This is a genomic window from Aquibium sp. A9E412, from assembly GCF_030398335.1.
Lineage (GTDB): Bacteria > Pseudomonadota > Alphaproteobacteria > Rhizobiales > Rhizobiaceae > A9E412.
On sequence record NZ_JAOAOP010000021.1, the window covers coordinates 38,791 to 57,718 of the forward strand.

Below are 18,928 nucleotides of genomic sequence, written 5' to 3' on the forward strand. Positions count from 1 at the left end.
CCGGCGCCGGGCGCGGCGATCGGCGTCGTCGCCGTCATGCGCGCCTCCGCGCCGAACGTCCGCCGGGCCCGCTCATCCGCGCCCTCCGGCCTCGCGCAGGCCGCCATAGAGCAGCGTGGCGCCGAGCGCGCCGAAGGCGGCGGCGAAGGCGGTCTCGATCCAGCGCGAGAAGCGGCGGTAGGAGCGCATGGCGAAGCCGGCCGAGAAGGCGAATGCCGAGACGCCGTAGACCAGCAGCGCCGAGAGCGCGGCGAGCGGACCGAAGGCGACGACCTGCCAGCCGTCGAGCCCGGCGCCGAACAGGAAGGCGCCGACGGCCGCCCACATCAGCGCCGCCTTGGGATTGGTGACGACGACCAGCAGGCCGCGCCGCCAGTCGGCGAAGTCCGAGCCGCGCGCGCCGGCCGACGGCACCGCCGCCGTGCCGCCGGCGCCGGCCTTGAGTGCCGCGCGCACGGCGAGGAACAGCAGATAGCCGCCGCCGAGCAGCTTCATCGCCGTCATCAGCGGCGGGAACAGCGCCAGTGCCGCGGCCAGACCGAAGGCCACCAGAACGGCCCAGACCAGCATGCCGGTCGACACGCCGAGCACGGTCATCAGCGCGGCGCGCCGGCCGCGGCCGAGCGCCGCGCCGACCACGGCCAGGAAGTTCGGGCCGGGGGCGGCCTGCGCCAGCGCCACGCCGAGCAGGGTGAGGGCATAGACCTCGATCATCGTGCCGCCTCCTTCGTGGACGGGCCGCTACTCATAGCTGTGCCCCGCGCGCAGGCCCTCGCGCACGCGGTGCGCGATCTCGAGGAACTCGGGCGCCTCGCGGATGTCGAGCGGGCGCTCCTTCGGCAGGGTCGATTCGATGACGTCGGTCACCCGGCCGGGCCTCGGCGACATGACGATGATGCGCGTCGACAGATAGACCGCCTCGGGGATCGAGTGGGTGACGAAGCAGATCGTCTTGGTGGTGCGCGCCCACAGCTCGAGAAGCTGCTCGTTGAGGTGGTCGCGGACGATCTCGTCGAGCGCGCCGAACGGCTCGTCCATCAACAGCAGGTCGGCGTCGAAGGCGAGCGCCCGGGCGATCGAGGCGCGCTGCTGCATGCCGCCGGAAAGCTGCCAGGGATACTTCTTTTCGAAGCCGGTGAGGTTGACCAGGTCGAGCGTGCGGCGGATGCGCTCGCGCCGCTCGGCGGCCGGATAGCCCATGATCTCGAGCGGCAGGGCGACGTTGTCCTCGATGCGGCGCCAGGGCAGCAGCCCCGCCGCCTGGAAGACGTAGCCATAGGCGCGGTCGCGGCGCGCCTCCTGCGGCGTGCGGCCGTTGACCCGGACGGTGCCGGCGGTCGGCGTCTCCAGGTCGGCGACGACGCGCAGGAAGGTCGTCTTGCCGCAGCCCGACGGGCCGATGAAGGAGACGAACTCGCCCTTGCCGATCGTCAGGTCGACGCCCGACAGCGCCTCGACCGGCCCGTCGCCGGTCTCGAAGGTGAGGCCGAGCCCGTGCGCCTCGACGACCGGCCGGCCGGCCTGTCGGGCGGGACTCTCCCTTTCCACGGCGGCTGACACGGTCATGCCGCGCCGCTCACACGCCGGAGGCCGGAATGCCGCTGCGCTCGACCTTGCGCGGCGCGGTCAGCTCCTTCCAGGTGGACAGCGCCCGGTTGACCGGGTTGTGCGGCTCGCGCGGCACGAACTCGCCGTGGCCGGGCTTGGCCTTCACCGTGCCGTTGTCGACGGCGATCTCGCCGCGCGTCAGCACGTAGCGCGGCAGGCCGGTCACCGCGATGCCCTCGAACACGTTGTAGTCGATGGCCGACTGCTGGCTCTCGGCCGAGATCGTCTTCGAGCGCTCGGGATCCCAGACCACGATGTCGGCGTCGGCGCCCTCGACGATGGCGCCCTTGCGCGGATACATGTTGAGGATCTTGGCGATGTTGGTGGAGGTGACGGCGACGAACTCGTTCATCGTCAGCCGGCCGGTCCTGACGCCGTAGGTCCACAGCACCGGCATGCGGTCCTCCAGACCGCCGGTGCCGTTCGGGATCTTGGTGAAGTCGCCGACGCCCATGCGCTTCTGCTCGGTGGAGAAGGCGCAGTGGTCGGTCGCCACGACCTGCAGCGAGCCGGCCGACAGCCCCGCCCACAGCGAATCCTGATGCGCCTTGTTGCGGAAGGGCGGGCTCATCACGCGGCGCGCGGCGTGGTCCCAGTCGGGATTGGCGTATTCGCTCTCGTCGAGCACCAGGTGCTGGATCAGCGGCTCGCCGAAGACGCGCATGCCCTTCTGCCGGGCCCGGCGGATCGCCTCGTGCGACTGCTCGCAGGAGGTGTGCACGACATAGAGCGGGCTGCCGGCCATGTCGGCGATCATGATGGCGCGGTTGGTCGCCTCGCCCTCGACCTCGGGCGGGCGCGAATAGGCGTGCGCCTCCGGCCCGTCATTGCCGGCCGCCAGAAGCTTCTGCTGCAGGCCGGCCACCACGTCGCCGTTCTCCGCGTGCACCAGCGGCAGGGCGCCGAGCTCGGCGCAGCGCTGGAAGGAGGCGTACATCTCGTCGTCCTCCACCATCAGCGCGCCCTTGTAGGCCATGAAGTGCTTGAAGGAGGTGATGCCGCGCTCGACCACCTCGGGCATCTCGTTGAAGACCTGCTCGCCCCACCAGGTGATCGCCATGTGGAAGGCGTAGTCGCAGCACGCCCTGGTCGACTTGTTGTCCCACATCTGGATCGCCTCGAGCAGCGACTGGCCGGGCGAGGGCAGGCAGAAGTCGACCACCGTCGTGGTGCCGCCCGACAGCGCGGCGCGCGTGCCGCTCTCGAAGTCGTCGGTCGAGTAGGTGCCCATGAAGGGCATCTCGAGATGGGTGTGCGGGTCGATGCCGCCGGGCATGACGTAGCAGCCGGTGGCGTCGAGCTCGTGGTCGCCGTGCAGGTCCGGGCCGATGGCGACGATCTTGTCGTGCTTGACCAGAACGTCGGCCTTCCAGGTCCGGTCGGCGGTGACGATGGTTCCGTTCTTGATCACCTTGGACATTGCGTTCCCCTTGTCTTTTTGGCTGCTCGGGCGGGCGGCGTCGGCGGCGCATCGGGCCGGCCCGCGGAGCGTCTGATCGTCTCTTCCGCCGCTCAGCCGGCCGATCGTCGCGCCGTTGGCGGCCTGGCGTTCCTCCATCATGGGCGGCGATGGCCCCGCGGCCCGGTCCGGGGCATCGCGATCGCCATGCGCGCCGGGCGCATTATCGGTCCGCGCCGCGCCTCATTCAACGATCCCGGCCGTCTCGACCACGGCGTGGAACAGCACGTCGGCGCCCGCCTTGGCCCATTCGGGAAAGATCTCCTCCGCCTCGTTGTGCGACAGGCCGTCGACGCACGGGCACATCACCATCGCCGTCGGTGCCACGCGGCTGATCCAGCAGGCGTCGTGGCCGGCGCCGGAAATGATGTTGCGGTGCGAATAGCCGAGCCGCTCGGCCGCGCCGCGGATCGCCGCCACGCAGTCGGCGTCGAATTCCACCGGATCGAAGCCGCCGACCTTCTCGAACTCCACGCCGAGCCCCATCTCCTCGCAGATCGCCTTGCCCTCCTCGCGCAGGCGGCTTTCCATCGCCTTGATGACGGCGAGATCGGGCGAGCGGAAGTCGACCGTGAACACCGCCTTGCCGGGGATCACGTTGCGCGAGTTGGGATAGACGTCGATGTGGCCGGCCGCGCCCACCGCGTCGGGCTTGTGGCTCCAGGCGATCTCGTCGACGAGCTGCAGCAGCCGGGCCATGCCGAGGCCGGCGTTCTTGCGCATCGGCATCGGCGTCGAGCCGGTGTGGCTGTCCTTGCCGGTGATCGTCACCTGCGTCCAGGACAGCCCCTGGCCGTGCGTCACGACGCCGATGTCCTTGCCCTCGGCCTCGAGGATCGGACCCTGCTCGATGTGCAGCTCGAAGAAGGCGTGCATCTTGCGCGCGCCGACCGTCTCCTCGCCGCGCCAGCCGATGCGCTCGAGCTCGTCGCCGAAGCGCTTGCCCGCGGCGTCGGTGCGGTCATAGGCCCAGTCCTGCTCGTGCACGCCGGCAAACACGCCGGAGGCGAGCATCGCCGGGGCGAAGCGCGTGCCTTCCTCGTTGGTCCAGTTGGTGACGACGATCGGATGCCTGGTGCGGATGTCGAGATCGTTGAGCGTGCGCACGATCTCGAGCCCGGCCAGCACGCCGAGCACGCCGTCATACTTGCCGCCGGTCGGCTGGGTGTCGAGATGCGAGCCGACATAGACGGGCAGGGCGTCGGGGTCGGTGCCGGGCCGGGTCATGAACATGTTGCCCATGGTGTCGACGCCCATCGACAGGCCGGCCTCCTCGCACCAGCGCTGGAAGAGGCTGCGGCCCTCGCCGTCCTCGTCGGTCAGCGTCTGGCGGTTGTTGCCGCCGGCCACGCCCGGGCCGATCTTGGCCATCTCCATCAGCGCCTCCCACAGCCGATCGGAGTTGATGCGCAAGTTCTCGCCGGGTGCGGCCATTCGTTCCCTCCAGGTCCCAGTCCAGTGCGCTTCCTGGCGAAGTGGATACCGGCTCGCCGTCCGGAAACGCGTCAAAACAACAAGTTGGAGCCGATCTGCGATTCCACGAAAGGCAGACGGCTCTAGGGTTTCAGTTCCACTTCCACGAAGGCCATCGGCGCCTCGCCGGCATTGACCACGTTGTGTTCGATGCCGGCGTCGCGGCGGTAGCTGACGCCGGCCTCCATGTCTGCGCGGCGCTCGTCGCCGCCCGGCTCCTCGAGCAGGAAGCGGCACGGCGTCAGCGTGGTGACCACGTAGTCGAGGCCGTGCCGGTGCCAGCCGGTCTCGCCACCCGGCGGGAAGTCCCACCGGGTGACGCGCACGCGATCGTCGTCGATCAGCACGCTGTGGCTGGCCTTGGGTCGCGTCATCGCCGTCTCACTCCACCTCGCCGAGCACGGTGCGCACGCAGTCGACCAGCTCGTCGATCTGGCCCTTCTCGACGATCAGCGGCGGCGACAGGGCGATGATGTCGCCGGTCGTGCGGATCAGGCAGCCCTTCTCGAAGGCCTTCACGAAGGCGGAGAAGGCGCGCTTGGTCGGCTGGCCGGCGAGCGGCTCGAGCTCGATGGCGCCGACCAGGCCGATGTTGCGCACGTCGATGACGTGCGGCGCGTCCTTGAGCGCGTGCAGCGCGTCCTCCCAGTAGGGGGCGAGCTCGGCGCCGCGCGTCAGCAGGCCCTCTTCCTTGTAGGTGTCGAGGGTCGCCAGCGCGGCGGCCGAGGCGATCGGGTTGCCCGAATAGGTGTAGCCGTGGAAGAACTCGATCAGGTGCTCCGGCCCCTGCATGAAGGCGTCGTGGATCTCCTTCTTCACGAACACCGCGCCCATCGGGATGACGCCGTTGGTGACGCCCTTGGCGGTGATCATGATGTCCGGCACGATGCCGAAATAGTCCGAGCCGAACGGCGTGCCGAGGCGGCCGAAGCCGGTGATGACCTCGTCGAAGATCAGCAGGATGCCGTGCTTGTCGCAGATCTCGCGCAGCCGCTTGAGATAGCCCTTCGGCGGGATCAGCACGCCGGTCGAGCCGGCGACCGGCTCGACGATCACCGCTGCCACGGTCGAGGCGTCGTGCAGGGCGACGATGCGCTCCAGCTCGTCGGCGAGGTCGGCGCCGTGCTCGGGCTCGCCGCGGGTGAAGGCGTTCTTCTGCGGCAGGTGGGTGTGCGGCAGATGGTCGACGCCGGTCAAGAGCGTGCCGAACATCTTGCGGTTGGCGACGATGCCGCCGACCGAGATGCCGCCGAAATTGACGCCGTGATAGCCGCGCTCGCGGCCGACCAGGCGGAAGCGGGAGCCGTCGCCGCGGGCGCGGTGATAGGCGAGCGCGATCTTCAGCGCGGTCTCGACCGATTCGGAGCCCGAATTGGTGAAGAAGACGTGCTCCAGGCCCTCCGGCGCGACGTCGACCAGCCGGTTGGCGAGCTCGAAGACGATCGGGTGGCCCATCTGGAAGGCCGGCGCATAGTCGAGCTCGGCCGCCTGGGTCTGGATCGCCTCGGTGATCTTCGGCCGGCAGTGGCCGGCGTTGACGCACCACAGTCCGGCCGTGCCGTCGAGGATCTTGCGGCCGTCGTCGGACGTGTAGTGCATGTCCTTGGCCGACACCAGCATGCGTGGCGCCTGCTTGAACTGCCGGTTGGCGGTGAACGGCATCCAGAATGCGCGCAGATCGTTCGGCTTTACATTGAGCCGGTTGGACATGACCAAGCCTCCGTTGATTTCCCCATTGTCCCGGCCAAAGCTTGGTTTCGGCGGCGAAGTCGTGCTACGCAAAATTTGACCGTTTGGACAAACGTTAACACCGCCATGTGGGCGGTCAAGTGGCATCGTAGGGAATTGGGCCCGGCCCTTCGCGCACCACACAACGCAAGGGAATGGGCCAGGCGGGACCCCCGCCGGCGCGTGCGGAGGACGCCTTGGACGAGACCGTGAAACCGCGGCGCACCCGCATCCAGCGCGAGAAGCGCGACCTGATCCTGGCGGCCGCGCTCGAGGTGTTCTCCACCCACGGCTTCCGCGGCTCGACGGTCGACCAGATCGCCGAGGCGGCCGGCATGTCGAAGCCCAACCTGCTCTACTACTTCCGCAACAAGGAGGACATCCACGCGACGCTGATCGCCCGGCTGCTCGACACCTGGCTGGCGCCGCTGCGCGAGATGGACCCCGAGGGCGATCCGATGAGCGAGATCCGCTCCTACATCCGGCGCAAGATCGAGATGGCGCGCGACTTCCCGCGCGAAAGCCGGCTGTTCGCCAACGAGATGCTGCAGGGCGCGCCGCGCATCATGGCGATGCTGGAGGGCGAGCTGAAGCCGCTGGTCGACGAGAAGGCCAAGGTGCTGACCGGCTGGATGCGGCAGGGGCGGCTTGCCCGCGTCGATCCCTACCACCTGATCTTCTCGATCTGGGCGACGACGCAGCATTACGCCGATTTCGACGTCCAGGTGCGCGCCGTGCTGGGGCCCGACCGCGGCGGCGAGGGACGCTTCGAGGATGCCGCGCGCTTTCTCGAGCAGCTCTACATGGGCGGGCTGGCCGCCAGGGGCTGAGCCGCGCCGCCGGCATGCGGCACGACCGCGTCCGGGCGCGCCGGGGCAGGAGAGGGCGACGAGGGCGGAGAACGGAATGAGCGAGACGCCGAACGCCGCGCAGGCGGAATTCTGGAACGCCCAGCCGGGGCGCAACTGGGTCGCCCACCAGGACGATCTCGACGCGCTGCACGCGGCGGTGACGGAGCTGCTGCTCGAAGCCGCCGCGCCGCGGCCGGGCGAGAGCGTGCTCGACGTCGGCTGCGGCGCCGGCGCCTCGAGCTTCGCCGTCGCCGAGGCGGTCGGCCCGAACGGCCGTGTGCACGGCATCGACATCTCCGCGCCGCTGCTGGCCAGGGCGGAGGCGCGCCAGGCGGCGGGCGCGGCCGGCGATGTCGCCTTCACGCTCGCCGACGCGCAGGTCCATCCGTTCGAGGCGGGCGGCTACGATCTCGTGGTGTCGCGCTTCGGGCTGATGTTCTTCGCCGACCCGCCGGCCGCCTTCGCCAACATCCGCAAGGGCCTGCGGGCCGGCGGCCGCATCGTCTTCGTCGCCTGGGCCGGGCCGCAGCACAATCCGTGGTTCGCCGCGCCGCAGGCGCATGCCGAGGCGCGGCTCGGGCCGGCCGCGCCGAGCGCGCCGGAGGCGCCCGGCCCGATGGCCTTCCGCGACGCCGAGCGCGTCTGCGCCATCCTGGCGGCGGCCGGCTTCGCCGCACCGCAAGGCAGGGCGGTCGACATCGCGCTGCACCATCCCGGCGGGCTGGAGGCGGTGATGGGCATCGTGCCGCATGTCGGGCCGATCGCGCGCATGCTGCGCGAAAAGGACGGCACGCAGGATGACCGGGCGGCGATCCTCGCGGCCATCGCCGAGGATTTCGCCCGCTACCGCACGCCGGACGGCATCCGCATTCCGGCGCGGGTGCATCTGTTCACGGCGGGCAATCCGTAACCGCCGGTGCCACGGCGGCCGCGATCAGTCCTCGAGATAGGCGAAGGCGCTGGTTGCGCTCACCGCGGTGCGGTCGTCGCCCTGCGCGCGCATCTCGACGCGCGTATAGGCCATGCGCCGGCCGTTCGACAGCACCGCGACGCGGATCGCCACCGGGCCGGCTTGAGCGGGCGGATGAAGTGGGTCGTCAGGTCGACCGTGGTGCACACGCGGAAGCGGCCGTTCAGCGCGGCCAGCGTGACCACCGCGCAGGTGTCGGCGGCCGAGGCCGTCGCCTGGCCGCAGATCACGCCGCCGACATGCACCAGGCGCGGGTTCTGCGGCAGCAGGAAGTCGCCGCCGGCGGCGTCGAAGCCGAGGGGCTCGAGCCCCAGATCGACGATCCAGGGGGCGAACACGTCGGTCAGCGTGCGGCGGGCGTCCTCGACGGTGAAGGCGGTCACGGGCGGCTCCTTGTCGTGTTACGAAATCTTGATTTCCGGGTCGTGTTTTGTTACATATTAAGGGCGTGCCGCAAGGCGCGGGTTCGCGCGCGCCCGTCAGCACCCGGCAAGAGGCGGGCAACGGGCGCCGCCCGCGCGGTGCCGGCCGCACAGTGGAGGACAGCGCATGTATAGCCAAGGGCTGATCGGGGCGAAAACCGAGACCGCGGAGGACGAGGCCTTCCTCGCCGCCTTCCAGGCGCGCATCGACGCGGAGGAGAAGATCGAGCCCAACGATCCGATGCCGGAGGGCTATCGCAAGACGCTGGTGCGGCAGATCGGCCAGCACGCCCATTCCGAGATCGTCGGCATGCTGCCGGAGGGCAACTGGATCACCCGCGCGCCGTCGCTGCGGCGCAAGGCGGCGCTGCTCGCCAAGGTGCAGGACGAGGGCGGCCACGGCCTCTACCTCTATTCGGCGGCCGAGACGCTCGGCGTCAGCCGCGAGCAGATGACCGAGGAGCTGCTCTCCGGCAAGGCGAAATACTCGTCGATCTTCAACTACCCGACCCTCACCTGGGCCGACATCGGCGCCATCGGCTGGCTGGTCGACGGCGCGGCGATCATGAACCAGATCCCGCTGTGCCGCTGCTCCTACGGCCCCTATGCGCGCGCCATGATCCGCATCTGCAAGGAGGAGAGCTTCCACCAGCGGCAGGGCTACGAGATCATGATGACGCTCGCCCGCGGCACGCCGGAGCAGAAGGCGATGGCGCAGGACGCGCTCGACCGCTGGTGGTGGCCGTCGCTGATGATGTTCGGCCCGCACGACGCCGACAGCCAGCACGGCGACCAGTCGATGAAGTGGAAGATCAAGCGCTTCACCAATGACGAGCTGCGCCAGAAGTTCGTCGACGCGACGGTGCCGCAGGCCGAGTTCATCGGCCTCGCGGTGCCCGATCCGGATCTCAGGTGGAACGCCGACAAGGGCGGCTACGATTTCGGCGCCATCGACTGGGACGAGTTCTGGCGCGTGGTGAAGGGCGGCGGGCCGATGAACCGCGAGCGCATCGCCGCGCGCCGCAAGGCCTGGGAGGACGGCGCCTGGGTGCGCGAGGCGGCGCTGGCGCATGCCGAGAAGCGCCGCGCGCGGCAGGACGCGGCGAAGATCGCGGCCGAGTGAGCCGTGCCGCCGAAGATACGCGCGCTGATCGCGGAGCTGGAGCGCGGGGTTCCGAGACGTAGGCGGCAAAGGCAGCCATCGGAACGTCGTCTTCGAGGAGAAGAACATACGCCTCACCATCTCCGGCAAGCCCGGCGCCGACGCGCAGCGCTATCAGGAGAAGCTGGTCAGGACCGCGATCAAGGACGCAATGAGATGAAAGACAGCGCTCGCTATCTGAAGGTCGTCGCCCGGTCCGAAGAGGACGGCTGCTCCATCGGCACGGCTTCGGGCCTGTTCCGCGGCGGTTGTCACGGCCAGGACGAACGGGCGGTCTTCGATGAACTGGTGGAAATCGTGGACGAATGGATCGCGCACGTCCACGTGAAGGGCGAACCGCTGTCGCCGGCGACGGCCGGTCAGCCACACAGGCTGATCTCCGTTCCGCAGCCGGCCGCCGAATAGTCGTGAGGCGGGAGGCGCGCCGCGGCTGGCGGACGATCTCGCAGCCCGCCCGATTGGTCGTGCCGCATCGAAGGGGCGCGCCGGCCGCAACAGTCTCAAGGAGACGAGCACGATGACGAAGAACCTGACCCCGCTCTGGGAAGTCTTCATCCGGCCGCGCAACGGGCTGGCGCACAAGCATTGCGGCTCGGTGCACGCGGCCGACGCGGTGATGGCGCTGCAGGCCGCGCGCGACGTCTATACCCGGCGCGGCGAGGGCACCTCGATCTGGGTCGTGCCGTCGGCGGCGATCACGGCGTCGGACCCGGCCGAGAAGGCGGAGAACTTCGAGCCGACCGCCTCCAAGGTCTACCGCCACCCGACCTTCTACGACATTCCCGAAGACGTGGGGCACATGTGATGGAGGCGGCCCCAGCCACGCTCGACCGCGCCACGCTGACCGCCTTCGTGCTGCGGCTGGCCGACGACCATCTGGTGCTCGGCCACCGGCTGTCGGAATGGTGCGGCCACGCGCCGACGCTGGAGGAGGATCTGGCGCTGCCCAACATGGCGCTCGACCTGATCGGCCAGGCGCGCGCGCTCTACAGCCATGCCGGCGCGCTCGAGGGCCGCGGACGCGACGAGGACGCGCTCGCCTATCTGCGGCCCGAGCGCGACTACGTGAACTGCCTGATGGTCGAGCGGCCGAACGGCGACTTCGCGCACACCATGCTGCGCCAGCTCTATTTCGCCGCCTTCATGGAGCCGATGTGGCGCGGCATGGGCGCCTCCGCCGACGCCACGCTGAAGGGCATCGCCGACAAGGCGGTCAAGGAGGTCGCCTACCACATCCGCCATGCCGGCGAATGGGTGGTGCGGCTCGGCGACGGCACGGCCGAGAGCGCGCGGCGCATGGCCGAGGCGGCCGAGGCGCTGGCGCCCTATGTCGACGAGCTGTTCGAGACCGACGCGGTGACCCGGGCCGTGGCGGCGGCCGGCGTGGCGCCCGAGCCGGCCTCGCTGCGCGCCGACTTCGACGCCACCGTGGCGCGCATCTTCGCCGAGGCCCGGCTCGAGCGGCCGCAGGCGCGCTGGGCGCAGACTGGCGGCCGCGCCGGCCGGCACGGCGAGGCGATGGGTTTCCTGCTGGCCGAGCTGCAACACATGCAGCGCAGCTATCCCGGGGCGACCTGGTGAGGGAGGAGACGGTGACCGAAGCCGCCGCCGTCCCGTCGCCCGCCGAACGCGCCTACCGCGCGGCGGCCTCCGTCGTCGATCCGGAGATTCCGGTGCTGTCGATCGCCGATCTCGGCATCCTGCGCGGCGTCGAGGTCGACGGCGGCACCGCGGTGGCGCGGCTGACGCCGACCTATTCGGGCTGCCCGGCCGTGCTCGCCATCGAGCTGTCGGTCGAGGCGGCGCTGCGCGAGGCCGGCTTCGAGCCGCGCGTCGAGCGCGTCGTCTCGCCGGCCTGGACGACCGACTGGATCAGCGCGGCAGGCCGCGAGAAGCTGCGCGCCTACGGCATCGCGCCGCCGGAACAGGCGTCGCGCTCGCTGCGCGCGCTGTTCGGCGAGACCGAGGTCGCCTGCCCGCGCTGCGGATCGCGCGACACCGAGCGCGTATCGGAGTTCGGCTCGACCGCCTGCAAGGCGCTTTACCGCTGCCGCGCCTGCGCCGAGCCGTTCGACTACTTCAAATGCATCTGAGGACGCCATGGCCCCCCGTTTCCACGCGCTGAAAGTCGCCGAGATCGTGCGCGAGACGCCCGAGGCGGTCGCCATCGCCTTCGAGGTGCCGGCCGAGCTGGCCGACACCTTCGCCTTCACGCCCGGCCAGTATCTGACGCTCCTGGCCGAGATCGACGGGGCGGAGGCGCGCCGCTCCTACTCGATCTGCTCGGCGCCCGGCGAGCCGCATCTCAAGGTCGGCGTCAAGAAGGTGGCCGACGGCCGCTTCTCGACCTTCGTCAACGAGCGCCTGACGGTCGGCGACACGATCCGCGTCATGCCGCCGGAAGGCCGCTTCACCTCGCTCAGGGGCGAGCGGCACGACTATCTGCTGATCGCCGCGGGTTCCGGCATTACGCCGATGCTGTCGATCGCCAAGACAGTGCTCGGCCACGAGCCCGACAGCACCGTCACCCTGGTCTACGGCAACCGCAGCACCGATACGATCATGTTCCGCGAGGAGCTGCAGGACCTGAAGGACAGCCATATGGGCCGCTTCTCGCTGGTCCATCTGCTGTCGCGCGAGACGCAGGACGTCGACCTGCTCAACGGCCGCATCGACGGCGCGCGCATCCGGCTGCTGGCCGAGCGCGGGCTGATCGATCCGGGCGGCGCCGACGGCGTCTTCCTGTGCGGGCCGGGGGCGATGATCGACGACGTCTCGGGCGTGCTGCAGGCGCTCGGCGTGGCGCGCGACCGCATCCGCTTCGAGCGCTTCACGCCGGCCGGCGACGCGCCGGCGCCGCGCAAGCCGTCGAAGGCGGTCGAGGCGGCGACGGCCGACGGCGTGGCGGTCGAGGTGCTGCTCGACGGCGTCAGGCGCCGCTTTGCGGTGACGGAGGCCGGCGACACCGTGCTCGACGCCGCCCACAAGGCGGGCGTGGAACTGCCCTATTCCTGCGCCGGCGGCATGTGCTGCACCTGCCGCTGCCGCATCACCGAGGGCAGCGGCGAGATGGCCGTCAACTTCTCGCTCGAGCCGTGGGAGCTGGAGGCGGGCTTCACGCTGGCCTGCCAGACGCGGCCGACGAGCGACCGGCTGGTGCTCGACTTCGACGCCGCGTGAGGCGGCGCCGGAGCCGTCCTGCGTTTCACGAAACCGCGGATCGGCGCCGACTTGCTGATCTGACGGATTCGCGGGCGGCGAAGCGGTTTCCGGCTCGGCCGGAATCGTTCACTCGGCCGGCGGCGCCAGTCGCACCATCACCATCTCGCGCGCCACGCCCTTGGTGTAGTCGAGCGCGCTGATCGTGGCGAGCCGTTCGACGGCGGCCTCGCCGCCCGGCAGCGCGGCGTGGAAATCGGCCAGATAGCTGTCGAGCACGACGGCGACGGCGCATTGCGGGTCGGCCGCCAGATGATCGGCCGCGCCCTGCGCGCCGGTCAGCCGCGTCGGCGTGCCGGCGAGCACCACCAGGCTGGGCTCGGAAAAGCCGGCCGAGGCGAGCACGGAGTCCGGGCACGGCCGGTTCGCCTCGAAGGCCTCGGCGATGGTGGTGCTGAGCCACAGCGGCTTGGCGGCCGGCAGGATCTGCTGCGTCAGCAGGCCGAACAGCGCGCCGGCGCTCAGCGTGGCGGCGAGGATGCGCGGCAGCGGCGGCAGCGGCGGCCGGAAGCCCGAGCCGAGCCAGCCGGCAAGCAGCGCCAGCGCCGCCGCGAGGAGGCCCCACAGGCTCCAGGTGCCGGTGACGAAGGGCAGCAGGCCGGCGGCGATCGCCGCCAGGCCGACGGTGATCAGCCCCCAGCCGAAGACCGCCGCGCGCATCAGCCAGACCTGCCAGCGGCGCAGCGGCGTGTCGGCGGCGCCCGGCTCCGTCAGCGCCCAGCCCATCAGGATGAGGATCGCCGGGTAGGCCGGCAGCACGTAATGCGGCAGCTTGGTGGGGATCAGCTCGAAGACCAGCCAGAACGGAACGTACCAGGCGACGCAGAAGGCGATGCGCGGGTCGCCGGCCATCCGGTTCAGCCCCTTCAGCCCGGCGCGCAGCGTCTCCAGCGCGAAGGGCCACATGAACACGACGAAGGTGACGGCGTAGTAGCCGGGCGGGAAGCCGTGCGATTCCTGGCCGCTGGTGATCTTGGCGAACATGTCGCGGCCGAGCGCCTCGCGCCAGAAGGTGGCGCCCGATTCCAGCGTGATGGCGATCGGCCACGGCGCCACCAGCAGCGCCGTCAGCGCCAGGCCGCGCAGCGGCCGGAGGCCGGAGAGCCAGCGCCAGTCGCGGTCGTAGAGCGACAGCGTCGCGATCGTGGCGAGCGCGAGCGCCGGGGTGATCGGCCCCTTGACGAGCAGGCCGACGCTCATCGCGATCCAGAACAGCCAGGGCGCCAGCGCCGGCACGGCGCGGCCCTGGCGGGCGCCGAGATAGATATGCGCCAGCGCCGCCTGCACGGCCACCGAGGCGGCGAGCAGCGTGGCGTCGGTCTTGGCGATGCGCGCCTCGAAATTCAGCATCACGATGCCGGCCAGGCCGAGCGCGGCGAGGAAGGCCGCCTGCGGGCCGAACAGCCGCAGGCCGGCCCAGTAGGTGGCGAGAACGGCGAGAATGGCGGCCGCGACGGAGACGCTGCGGAAGGCCCAGATCGGCGCGTCGGCGCCGTCGCCCTGGGCGGCGACGGCGAGGTTCTGCAGCCAGTAGATGCCGACCGGCTTCAGGTAGCGGGTCTGGTCCTGGAAGCGGATGTCGACATAGTCGCCGGTCTCGGCCATCTGCCGCGAGGCCTGCACGAAGCGCGACTCGTCGCGGTCGGTCGGCGGAAGCTGTGCGATGCCCGGCACGAAGGCGAACAGGCAAACGAGCACCAGAAGCGCGCAGCGCAGCGCATGGCCGGCCGCACCGCCCATGGCCGCCACCGCGCCGCCCGGCGCGGCCTCAGTCGGCGTCGGCGAGGGGCGACTTGCGCTCATTGGCGATCAGCCAAAGGTTGCGGATGTAGATCACGAGGCCGAGGCCCTGGCCGGCGATGAAGACCGGGTCCTGGCGGTGGATCGCATAGATGAACAGCAGTGCGCCGCCGCCGAGCGAGAAGAACCAGAAGGCGATCGGGATGACCGAGCGCCGCGCCCGCTCCGAGGCCACCCACTGCACCAGGAAGCGCATGGTGAAGAAACCCTGCGCGATGAAGCCGAGCACCACCCAGCCGTCGAACTGGTCGACGAACACGGCGCGGAACCACAGCGCGAGCGGGGCCAGAATGTCCGTCATGGGGCAAGCTCCGTGGCGGTGGGCACGCGGCGGCAGCGCCGGCGCAGCCACCACACGCCGTAAAGGTCGAGGATGCCGCGCAGGCCGCGGTCGACGATACCGTAGTTCGAGCGGCCGTGCCGGCGCGCGCGGTCGACCACGTCGAGATGGGCGATCGCGTGGCCCTCGCGCAGCACCAGCGCGGGCAGGTAGCGGTGCCAGCCGTCGAAGAAGGGCAGCCGGCGGAACACCTCGGTGCGCACCGCCTTCAGCCCGCAGCCCGAATCGCGCGTGTCGTCCTTCAGGATCGCCTGGCGCAGGCCGTTGGCGAAGCGCGAGGAGAGCCGCTTGAGCGGCGTGTCGGTGCGCTTGAGGCGCTGGCCGGCGACCAGCGCGGTGCCCGGTCCGGCGGCCTCCAGCGCGTCGGCGAGCCGCGGCAGATAGGCGGGGTCGTTCTGGCCGTCGCCGTCCATCGTCACTACGATCGGGCTCCTGGCGGCCAGCATGCCGGTGCGGATCGCCGCGCTCTGGCCGGCCGAGCGGTCGTGGGTCAGGCAGCGCAGCCGGCCGTCGCCGGCCGCCGCGATGCGCGCGCCCATCACCGCCTGCGTGTCGTCGCTCGAGCCGTCGTCGACGACCAGCACCTCGTGGTCGCGACCGGCCATGGCCGCGGCCACCTCGTCGAGGAGCCCGGGCAGGTTCGCGCCTTCATTGCGGCACGGGATCACAATCGAAATCGCTGGCATTCTGGATGTCTGGAGGCAACTCGCCCGGAAACGGCGCCTCTTAGCACCCTTGCCCCGGCAAGGCCACCGCGGAAAATCCCGCCGGCCGCGGCCTCACGCCTCGCCGATCTCGCGCAGCACCTCTTCGGTGTGCTCGCCGAGCCGCGGCGAGGGGCGCTCGTAGGCGAGCGGCGTCGCCGACAGGCTGATCGGCGCGCGCACGCCGGGCAGCGCCGTGCCGGCGTCGTCGCGCAGCGTGATCTGCATGCCGCGCGCCACCGTCTGCGGGTCGGCGAACATCTCGCCGATCGTGTTGATCGGGCTGGCCGGCACGCCGGCCGCCTCGAGGTCGGCGAGCAGGCGGTCGCGCGGCAGCGCCGCCAGCGCGGCGACCATCGCCTCGCGCAGCCGCGCCCGGTTGGCCACGCGCGCCTTGTTGGTGGCGAAGTCGGCGTCCTCGGCCAGCCGCTCGAGGCCGGCCACCGCGCAGAAGCGGCGGAACTGGCCGTCATTGCCGACCGCCAGGATGACGTGGCCGTCGGCGACCGGCAGCACCTCGTAGGGCGCGATGTTGGGATGCGCGTTGCCCATCTGCACGGGCGAGGTGCCCGACACCAGATAGTTGAGGTTCTGGTTGGCGAGCACGGCGATCTGCGCGTCGAACAGCGCCATGTCGACGTGCTGGCCCTCGCCGGTCGCCTCGGCATGGCGCAGCGCGGCCTGGATCGCGATGACGCTGTAGAGCCCGGTGAACAGGTCGCTGACCGCCACGCCCACCTTCTGCGGCTCGCCGCCGGCCGCGCCGGTGATCGACATCAGGCCCGACATGCCCTGGATGATGAAGTCGTAGCCGGCGCGCGGCGCGTAGGGGCCGGTGTGGCCGAAGCCGGTGATCGAGCAGTAGACGAGACGCGGGTTGAGGGCGCGCACGCTGTCGTAGTCGAGGCCGTATTTGGCGAGCCCGCCCGACTTGAAGTTCTCGATCACCACGTCGGCCCCGGCGATCAGCTTGCGCAGGGCGCGCGCGCCGTCCTCGCTGCGGAAGTCGATGGTCACCGAGCGCTTGCCGCGGTTGGCCGCGTGGTAATAGGCGGCCGACAGGTCGGCGCCGTCGGCGCCGGTCACGAAGGGCGGCCCCCAGCCGCGCGTGTCGTCGCCGCCGGCCGGGTTCTCGACCTTGATCACGTCGGCGCCGAGGTCGGCGAGAAGCTGGCCCGCCCACGGCCCGGCGAGGATGCGGGCGAGCTCGATGACGCGGATGCCTTTGAGGGGAGGAGGGGCCATGGCGGGATCTGCTGCGGGCGGGGTCGGGGCCGCTGCCTAGCAGATTACGCCGCGCGAGGTAAGCCCGCGCCGGCCGCCCCCTCAGGCGATGGCGCGCTCGGCCCAGTCGGTGAAGTCGCGCGTGATGAGGTCGCGATTCACCTCGTTGAGGGATTCGTGCCGGGTCTCCGCGTAAACCCTTGATTGCAGATTCGAAAAGCCCATCGCGCGCAGCCGCGCGGCGAGCCGCTCGACCGCCTTGCCGCCGGCCGTCGCCGGGTCGTGCGCGCCGCCGACGAGCTGGATCGGCATCGCGCGCGGCAGCGCCTTGTAGTTGGCGTCGGCGGCGCCGAAGGCGATCAGGTCGAACACCGCCTGCCACATGCCGACCGAGGCGTCCCAGCCGCAGTGCGGGTCGGCGACGTAGCGGTCGACCTCCGCGCCGTCGCGCGACAGCCAGTCGAAGGCGGTGCGCGCCCGCGGCACCGTGCGCGCCCAGGCCTGGAAGGTGAGCCGCGGCAGCAGGCGCGACGGCGCGTCGGAGCCGAGCCGCATGCGCTCCCAGGCGAGCAGGCCGCGCGCCAGGTGGCCGGCCGGCCCGGCCGACACGTTGGCGTTCCACACCGCCAGCGCGTGGGCGCGGCGCGGATGGCGCAACGCGAAGCCGAGCGCGATCAGCCCGCCCATCGAATGGCCGAACACGATGACCGGCAGGCCGCGGTTGAGCCGCGCGATGCGGTCGTGCACGGCGGCGACGTCGGCGATCACCTTGTCGCTGGCGCGCCCGGCGCCGAAGCTGCGCGGCGGCGCGTCCGGCGCGTGCGTGCCGCCATGGCCGCGATGGTCGTGCGCGTAGACATGGAAGCCGCGTGCGGCCAGCGCGTCGGCGAAGCGGCCGTAGCGCGCGGCGTGCTCGGCCAGGCCGTGGTTGATCTGCACCACGGCGCGCGGCCGGCCCTCGGCCGGACGGCTGAACAGTCTGAGCTCGGCGCCCGTCGGCGATCGCAGGCTGGTCGGCGGTTCGAAGGGCATGGTCTCACCCGTGGCTACAGCGGTTTCAGGCGACGTGGACGCCGGTTTTGCCGTCCGCCAACGCGTCGAGACGATAGGTTAGAGCCGATCTGCGATTCCGCGACGAGCAGGACGGCTCTCCAGGGGCCGCGGTCACGGATCGCCGGCGGCACGGCCTCAGAAGCGCTCCACCCAGGGGCGCAGCTCGATCTCCCACGCCCAGGCGCTGCGCTGTTGGCCGATGAGCTGCAGGTAGGCCTCGGCGACGGCGTCGGGGTCGAGCATGGAATCTGGGCTGTCGGCCGGCTCCGTGCGGCCGGGATTGCGGATCGCGCCGTCGATCACGACGTGGCCGACATGCACGCCCTGCGGGTGCAGCTCGCGCGCCATCGATTGCGCCAGGCCGCGCAGCGCGAACTTGCCCATGGCGAAGGGGGCGGAGCGGGCGAAGCCCTTCACGCCGGCCGACGCGCCGGTGAACAGGATCGTGCCGGAGCCCGCCTCCAGCATGCGCCGCGCCGCCTGGCGGGCGACCAGGAAGGCGCCGAAGGCGGTGACGTCGAGGGCGCGGCGCACGTCTTCCGGCGCGAGCTCAACGAGCGGGCCGCGCACCCGCGCCGACGGGTTGTAGACGGCGACCGACAGCGGCGCCTCGAGCCGGTCGACGGTGGCGAACAGCGCCTCGACCTGCTCCGGCTCGGCCGCGTCGCAGGCGGCGGTAACCGCGTCGGTCTCCGCCGCGAGCTCGGCCAGCTTCTCGGTGTCGCGCGCGGCCAGGACGAGGTCGTAGCCGCGGTCGGCGAGCCTGCGGGCGAGCGATGCGGACAGGCCGTCTCCGACGCCGACGATCAGGGCAAGGGGCATGGCGGCAACCTCTGGTCTCGGTGCATCGAGGGCCAAGCGGCCCCGCTTGGCGTCGCATGCATGCGACGATGGCGATGCGACGGACCGTGGTGG

General features: G+C 71.2%; 21 protein-coding genes. 8 read left to right on the forward strand and 13 right to left on the reverse strand.

The window, feature by feature from the left end; all coding sequences use genetic code 11:
• Window positions 1-72 precede the first annotated feature (72 nt).
• The 6 genes from N1F89_RS10085 to N1F89_RS10110 form a co-directional block, all read right to left on the reverse strand.
• A complete protein-coding gene (locus tag N1F89_RS10085) occupies window positions 73-714 on the reverse strand; it encodes a LysE family transporter (RefSeq protein ID WP_290083799.1) in 642 nt (213 codons plus the stop codon).
• A gap of 27 nt (window positions 715-741) precedes the next feature.
• Entirely contained in the window at window positions 742-1,566 is an 825-nt protein-coding gene (locus N1F89_RS10090) for an ABC transporter ATP-binding protein (protein ID WP_290083800.1), read from the reverse strand.
• A gap of 10 nt (window positions 1,567-1,576) precedes the next feature.
• Window positions 1,577-3,028, reverse strand: coding sequence for a dihydropyrimidinase (gene hydA, locus N1F89_RS10095; protein ID WP_290083801.1), 1,452 nt, complete (start codon window positions 3,026-3,028; stop codon window positions 1,577-1,579).
• 222 nt (window positions 3,029-3,250) lie between these two features.
• A complete protein-coding gene (locus N1F89_RS10100; protein WP_290083802.1) occupies window positions 3,251-4,501 on the reverse strand; it encodes a Zn-dependent hydrolase in 1,251 nt (416 codons plus the stop codon).
• A 122-nt stretch (window positions 4,502-4,623) separates the two neighbouring features.
• Window positions 4,624-4,914, reverse strand: coding sequence for a cupin domain-containing protein (locus tag N1F89_RS10105; protein WP_290083803.1), 291 nt, complete (start codon window positions 4,912-4,914; stop codon window positions 4,624-4,626).
• 7 nt (window positions 4,915-4,921) lie between these two features.
• Window positions 4,922-6,250: an aspartate aminotransferase family protein gene (locus tag N1F89_RS10110; RefSeq protein WP_290083804.1), complete on the reverse strand. Its 1,329-nt coding sequence runs from the start codon at window positions 6,248-6,250 to the stop codon at window positions 4,922-4,924.
• 215 nt (window positions 6,251-6,465) lie between these two features.
• Between N1F89_RS10110 and N1F89_RS10115 the strand changes: the two genes are divergently transcribed.
• Both N1F89_RS10115 and N1F89_RS10120 read left to right on the forward strand, forming a co-directional pair.
• Window positions 6,466-7,098, forward strand: a complete 633-nt coding sequence (locus N1F89_RS10115) for a TetR family transcriptional regulator C-terminal domain-containing protein (protein ID WP_290083805.1) — start codon at window positions 6,466-6,468, stop codon at window positions 7,096-7,098.
• Window positions 7,099-7,174: 76 nt separating this feature from the next.
• Window positions 7,175-8,029 (forward strand): methyltransferase domain-containing protein, encoded by an 855-nt coding sequence (locus N1F89_RS10120; protein WP_290083806.1) that lies wholly within the window; start codon window positions 7,175-7,177, stop codon window positions 8,027-8,029.
• Between the two features lie 59 nt (window positions 8,030-8,088).
• Here N1F89_RS10120 and N1F89_RS10125 read toward each other — a convergent pair whose 3' ends face one another.
• Window positions 8,089-8,472, reverse strand: a complete 384-nt coding sequence (locus tag N1F89_RS10125; RefSeq protein WP_290083807.1) for a hotdog domain-containing protein — start codon at window positions 8,470-8,472, stop codon at window positions 8,089-8,091.
• 166 nt (window positions 8,473-8,638) lie between these two features.
• On the opposite strand from N1F89_RS10125, the gene paaA reads away from it, so the two are divergent.
• The 6 genes from paaA to paaE all read left to right on the forward strand — a co-directional run bounded on the left by paaA (window position 8,639) and on the right by paaE (window position 12,853).
• Window positions 8,639-9,634: a 1,2-phenylacetyl-CoA epoxidase subunit PaaA gene (gene paaA, locus N1F89_RS10130; protein ID WP_290083808.1), complete on the forward strand. Its 996-nt coding sequence runs from the start codon at window positions 8,639-8,641 to the stop codon at window positions 9,632-9,634.
• Window positions 9,635-9,829: 195 nt separating this feature from the next.
• Window positions 9,830-10,078, forward strand: coding sequence for a hypothetical protein (locus N1F89_RS10135; RefSeq protein ID WP_290083809.1), 249 nt, complete (start codon window positions 9,830-9,832; stop codon window positions 10,076-10,078).
• Window positions 10,079-10,190: 112 nt separating this feature from the next.
• Window positions 10,191-10,478 (forward strand): 1,2-phenylacetyl-CoA epoxidase subunit PaaB, encoded by a 288-nt coding sequence (gene paaB / locus N1F89_RS10140; RefSeq protein WP_290083810.1) that lies wholly within the window; start codon window positions 10,191-10,193, stop codon window positions 10,476-10,478.
• Window positions 10,478-11,254 carry a 1,2-phenylacetyl-CoA epoxidase subunit PaaC gene (gene paaC / locus N1F89_RS10145; RefSeq protein WP_290083811.1) on the forward strand — a complete coding sequence of 259 codons (777 nt, stop codon included), beginning with the start codon at window positions 10,478-10,480 and terminating at the stop codon, window positions 11,252-11,254. Before paaB ends, paaC begins: the two co-directional genes overlap by 1 nt.
• An 11-nt stretch (window positions 11,255-11,265) precedes the next feature.
• On the forward strand, window positions 11,266-11,766 hold the full coding sequence (gene paaD / locus N1F89_RS10150) for a 1,2-phenylacetyl-CoA epoxidase subunit PaaD (protein WP_290083812.1): 501 nt from the start codon (window positions 11,266-11,268) through the stop codon (window positions 11,764-11,766).
• A gap of 7 nt (window positions 11,767-11,773) precedes the next feature.
• Window positions 11,774-12,853 (forward strand): 1,2-phenylacetyl-CoA epoxidase subunit PaaE, encoded by a 1,080-nt coding sequence (gene paaE, locus N1F89_RS10155; protein ID WP_290083813.1) that lies wholly within the window; start codon window positions 11,774-11,776, stop codon window positions 12,851-12,853.
• Between the two features lie 108 nt (window positions 12,854-12,961).
• Here the strand turns inward: paaE and N1F89_RS10160 are convergent, their stop codons facing one another.
• The 6 genes from N1F89_RS10160 to N1F89_RS10185 all read right to left on the reverse strand — a co-directional run bounded on the left by N1F89_RS10160 (window position 12,962) and on the right by N1F89_RS10185 (window position 18,835).
• Complete coding sequence (locus N1F89_RS10160; protein ID WP_290083814.1) at window positions 12,962-14,695, reverse strand: glycosyltransferase family 39 protein; 1,734 nt, start codon at window positions 14,693-14,695, stop codon at window positions 12,962-12,964.
• Window positions 14,661-14,993: a lipid-A-disaccharide synthase N-terminal domain-containing protein gene (locus N1F89_RS10165; RefSeq protein ID WP_290083815.1), complete on the reverse strand. Its 333-nt coding sequence runs from the start codon at window positions 14,991-14,993 to the stop codon at window positions 14,661-14,663. Before N1F89_RS10165 ends, N1F89_RS10160 begins: the two co-directional genes overlap by 35 nt.
• Window positions 14,990-15,718: a glycosyltransferase family 2 protein gene (locus N1F89_RS10170; RefSeq protein WP_290083816.1), complete on the reverse strand. Its 729-nt coding sequence runs from the start codon at window positions 15,716-15,718 to the stop codon at window positions 14,990-14,992. Before N1F89_RS10170 ends, N1F89_RS10165 begins: the two co-directional genes overlap by 4 nt.
• A 93-nt stretch (window positions 15,719-15,811) precedes the next feature.
• Entirely contained in the window at window positions 15,812-16,981 is a 1,170-nt protein-coding gene (locus N1F89_RS10175) for a CaiB/BaiF CoA-transferase family protein (RefSeq protein WP_290083817.1), read from the reverse strand.
• A gap of 81 nt (window positions 16,982-17,062) precedes the next feature.
• Window positions 17,063-17,992 (reverse strand): alpha/beta hydrolase, encoded by a 930-nt coding sequence (locus tag N1F89_RS10180; protein ID WP_290083818.1) that lies wholly within the window; start codon window positions 17,990-17,992, stop codon window positions 17,063-17,065.
• 156 nt (window positions 17,993-18,148) lie between these two features.
• Entirely contained in the window at window positions 18,149-18,835 is a 687-nt protein-coding gene (locus N1F89_RS10185) for an SDR family NAD(P)-dependent oxidoreductase (protein ID WP_290083819.1), read from the reverse strand.
• Between the last annotated feature and the right edge of the window lie 93 nt (window positions 18,836-18,928).